2 protein-coding genes are annotated in these 1240 nt (G+C 37.6%); one reads left to right on the plus strand and one right to left on the minus strand.

The genetic code is table 11. The features are described from left to right. Positions 1 to 290, minus strand: a 290-nt coding sequence (locus VB711_RS26260; RefSeq protein ID WP_323289377.1) for an S-adenosylmethionine synthetase N-terminal domain-containing protein, incomplete at its 3' end; no start/stop codon positions are given. Between the two features lie 755 nt (positions 291 to 1045). Between VB711_RS26260 and VB711_RS26265 the strand changes: the two genes are divergently transcribed. Then, a complete protein-coding gene (locus VB711_RS26265) occupies positions 1046 to 1231 on the plus strand; it encodes a hypothetical protein (RefSeq protein WP_323289378.1) in 186 nt (61 codons plus the stop codon). Positions 1232 to 1240 lie beyond the last annotated feature (9 nt).

Here is a 1240-nt window from a genome sequence, read left to right on the forward strand (position 1 = left end):
AAAGCTATCAAAACACTGGTGCTATTGGCAGAAAATCCGTTAACGGCATCGGTATAGCCAATTTCCGCGATTTTCTTTCTAGCCAGATTAACATAATTTACATTGGCTTTGGTGGTGATTTCGCCAGTAATCAGCACTAAACCAGTATTAACGACCACTTCCGCCGCAACACGGCTTCTGGGGTCTTGGGAGAGTAGTGCATCGAGAATGGTATCTGAAATTTGATCGCAGATTTTATCTGGATGACCTTCGGTAACTGACTCAGAGGTAAATAGATAGCGACGAGACAAAGGAAATTCCTCCTGAAAGAATTTTAAACACTGACTAAATTTTGGTGATTTAGTTCAGTCTCTAATTTATGAAATCATAACAACATTTACACACTTGCTCACATTTGCCCATGAGTATCTTCTGAATCTCTGACGAAACCTCTAGTTCTAACTGTAGTTATCATCAAAAATAAATTTCAGCTTGACAATTTGAGTCAGATAATATACTTTTTAAATAGCGTCTTGAATTTTATCGACACCACTCCCCCCAACTTTGAAAACCGCATAAATTCGTTGAGTGGTGTGGATGCCTTATCCAGCAAGGGTTTCAAGCACCAAAATTTATCTATTTTAGAGAAATTTTTCTTGTTTTTCAGAGTGGTGTAGATTTGGGTATCTCAAACCATTACCCCGTAAGCCTTCCAGAAGTGAACCCTTTCCAAAAGCACTTCCCCGCAAGGGGATGGAAACCACGTTCCAACGCAGCGTTGAAAGCACTGAAGTCAACTTTCCAAAACCACAGTTACAGATATTAATCCTTAATTATATAACTAAATTGCGATCGCATCGCTTGCCATAAGCAACGCTCTTTTTATTTCCTTTGCGGTATTTATCCAACACACCACGCAAACATTAAAAAACATTTCACTATATTCTCAAGATACAACACTATAAGGATAATTAACTAAGCATGGTTATGTATTGCGATATAAAATAATATACAATTTCATTGTTATACATAACGCTGCTGAAGTTTTGACAACCAGGAAAAAATTATGAGTTTACCAATTCAAGTTACCTTTCTATTAGCAGATTGGGTTGTTAAAGGGCTAAAAGATGGAACATTTGAACGGGTTGGAGGTGTAATTCGGGAAGTAGCTAGTAAGAAAATTGTAACTTGGTTGCGAGATACTAATTCAGTTGCTCCTTCAGTGAGCTCATTTGCAGCTAATCCTGTTTAAGTTATACTC

The organism is Cronbergia sp. UHCC 0137, from assembly GCF_034932285.1.
Lineage (GTDB): Bacteria > Cyanobacteriota > Cyanobacteriia > Cyanobacteriales > Nostocaceae > Cronbergia.